General features: G+C 66.7%; 3 protein-coding genes and 1 pseudogene. All 4 read left to right on the top strand.

The window, feature by feature from the left end; translation table 11 throughout:
* On the top strand, positions 1-851 hold an 851-nt coding region (locus tag AWB83_RS35470; RefSeq protein WP_208636844.1), incomplete at its 5' end, for a gamma-glutamyltransferase.
* A gap of 36 nt (positions 852-887) precedes the next feature.
* Complete coding sequence (locus tag AWB83_RS35475) at positions 888-2,297, top strand: MFS transporter (protein ID WP_087050254.1); 1,410 nt, start codon at positions 888-890, stop codon at positions 2,295-2,297.
* Between the two features lie 74 nt (positions 2,298-2,371).
* Positions 2,372-2,845, top strand: coding sequence for a GAF domain-containing protein (locus AWB83_RS35480; protein WP_374729156.1), 474 nt, complete (start codon positions 2,372-2,374; stop codon positions 2,843-2,845).
* A pseudogene (locus tag AWB83_RS35485) lies at positions 2,842-3,076 on the top strand (MFS transporter); the annotation flags it as partial. The gene AWB83_RS35480 and the pseudogene AWB83_RS35485, both read left to right, overlap by 4 nt.

A 3,076-nucleotide genomic window follows, 5' to 3' on the forward strand; every position in this document is an offset into this window, starting at 1 on the left:
TCGAATGCGCGAAGCTCGCGTTCGCGGACCGCGACGTCTTCTACGGCGACCCGAACTTCTCCGACGTGCCGATGGACACGCTGCTCAGCGACGCCTACAGCGAGGCGCGCCGCAAGCAAATCGATCCACGCCGCGCGTCGTTCGAATTCCGTCCGGGCAAGCTCGCCGACAGCGAGGCGCGCGCCGCGAAGATCCTCGCCAGCGCGGGCCGTCAGCAGCCGGGCGGCTTCGGCCAGGGCGAGCCGACCTTCGCGCCGCTGCCCGAACTGCGCGGCGACACGGTGCATCTCGATGTCGTGGACCGCTGGGGCAACATGGTGTCGGCGACGCCGTCGGGCGGCTGGCTGCAGGCTTCGCCCGCCGTGCCGGGGCTCGGCTTCAACGTGACCACGCGCGGCCAGATGTTCTGGATGGAAGAAGGCCTGCCGTCCTCCCTCGGGCCGGGGCGGCGTCCGCGCACCACGCTCTCTCCGACGCTCGTCACGCGCGGCGGCAAGCCCTACGCGGCGCTCGGCACGCCGGGCGGCGACCAGCAGGACCAATGGTCGCTGCAACTGTTCCTGCGCCACGCGCATTTCGGCATGAACCTGCAGGCCGCGGTGGACTCGCCCTCGTTCCAGACGGCGCATTTCCCCGGCTCGTTCTATCCGCGCGACATCCAGCTCGGGAAGATGTCGGCGGAAGGCAGCTTCCCGCAAGCCACGCTCGACGAGCTGCGCGCGCGCGGCCACGACCTCACGGTCGCCGAGCCGTGGTCGCTCGGGCGCGTGTGCGCCGTGGGCATCCGCAACGGCCTCATGCGCGGCGCGGCCACGCCGCGCCAGATGCAGGCTTATGCCATCGGGCGTTGAGTCGGAAACCATCACCCGCACCAGAGAACATCGATCATGTCCGCTGTCGCTGCCCGCCTCGAACGGCTGCCGCTATCCGGTTTCCATCGCAAACTGCTGATCATCGGCGGGTTCGGCTATATGTTCGATGGCCTCGACTCGTCGTCGCTCGCGTTCCTGCTTCCCGTCGTCAGCAAGATGTGGCAGCTGACGAGCGCGCAGACCGGACTCGTCGCAAGCAGCACCTATATCGGCTATTTCTTCGGTGCATTCCTGTCCGGCGTGCTCGCGGACGTGATCGGCCGCCGCCGCATCATGATGAGCGCGCTCGCGATCTATTGCCTGGCCTCGCTCGCGAGCGCCACGGCCAACGGCTGGCATACGTTCTTCGCGTGGCGCATCCTCGCCGGCTTCGGCTCGGGCGCGGAGACGGTCGTGATCGCCCCATTTCTCGCGGAGTTCGTGCCGCGCCGCTATCGCGGCATGTTCTGCGGCGCGCTGGTCGGCTTCATGTCCTTCGGTTACCTGAGCTCGTCGATTCTCGGCTACACGGTCGTGCGCAATTTTCCGGACGGCTGGCGCTATCTCGCCGTCATCACCTCGCTTCCGGTCGTGATGCTGCTGTGGTGGCGCCGCACGCTGCCCGAGTCGCCGCGCTGGCTGGAAAGCCAGGGCCGCATCGCCGAAGCCGGTCGCATCGTCGATGACATCGAGGCGTGGTACGCGCAACGCGGCATCGCGCTCGCGCCGCTCGCGAGCGTGGGCGCGATTCCCTCGGCGACGAAGAGCAGCGGCAGCGCGTGGCAGAACGTGAAGGCGCTATGGAGCAAGCGCCTCGCGGGCACCACGGCCGTGAGCTGGCTGATGTGGTTCGCCGTGGCCTTCGCGTATTACTCGTTCTTCTCGTGGATTCCGAGCCTGCTCGTCAAGGAAGGTCTCACGATCACGAAGAGCTTCGGCTTCTCGATCGCGATCTACGGCGCGCAGATTCCGGGCTATTTCTCCGCGGCGTGGCTCAACGAGAAGATCGGCCGCAAGGGCGTGGTCGCGTCGTACATGACGCTCGGCGGCATCGCGGCGATCATGCTGTCGCTGTCGCATAGCGGGCCACAGATCATCGCGGCGGGCATCTGCCTGTCGTTCTTCATGAACGGCGCGTTCGCGGGCGTCTATGCGTACACGCCGGAGATTTTCCCGACCTCGGTGCGAACCACCGGCACCGGATCGTCGTCGTCATTCGGACGCATCGGCTCGGTGAGCGCGCCGATTCTCGTCGGCATCGTGTATCCGGCGTTCGGTTTCTTCGGCGTGTTCGCGATGACGACCGCCGTGCTGCTCGCCGGCGCATGCGTCGTGTTCTTTCTCGGCATCGAGACGCGCAACCGCTCGCTCGAAGACATCGAGATCAACGGCGCGGTCGAAGGCGATGCACGCGACCGTCTCGCTCCCACCAACCTGCGCGGCTAAAGCCTTCGATCGACATGCACGACACGAAAACACGCCTACTGCAACTGAGCGACCTTCAGCGCCTCGCACGCGCAATGCGCGAACCCGCCCAGCCGGCGACGCTGTTCGACGCAATCGCGGACGTCGCCGCCGCGACCATCGGCTTCCGGCTCATCACGATCATGGCGTACGACGCGCGCAATCAAGAAGTTGAGCGCGTCTTCACCAACATGCCCGACCTCTATCCCACCGGCGGGCGCAAGAAGAAGCGCGGCACCGCGTGGGCGACGCAAATCCTGCAGGAACTGCGGCCGTTTCGCGGCGAGACCGCGCACGATATCCGCAACGCATTCGACGATCACATGACGATGGCGAACATGGGCCTGGGCTCGATCCTCAATATTCCGATTGCGTATGACGGCGAATGCCTCGGCACGATGAACCTCACGCACGTCGAGCACTGGTACACGCGCGAGCACGAAGACGCGGGCGTGCTGCTCGGCTCGTTTCTCGCGCCCGCGCTGGTTTCGCGCATGCCCTTTTACGCCGACGCGGAGCCGCGCGCATGACCCGCGCATCGTCTCCTGAAACTGGACGCTGGCTGATCGTTTTCGCGCTCGGCTATCTCGCGCTGCTCGTCGACGGCGCCGACGTCATGATGTACGGCCTCACGCTCACGCGCATCAAGAGCGAATTCGGCCTGACCAACGTCGAGGCCGGTGCGCTCGGCAGCCTGACGCTGGTCGGCATGGCGATCGGCGGCATCCTCGGCGGCTGGGCGAGTGATGCGCTCGGGCGCG

The sequence above is a fragment of the Caballeronia ptereochthonis genome (assembly GCF_001545075.1).
GTDB classification, from domain to species: Bacteria; Pseudomonadota; Gammaproteobacteria; order Burkholderiales; family Burkholderiaceae; genus Caballeronia; species Caballeronia ptereochthonis.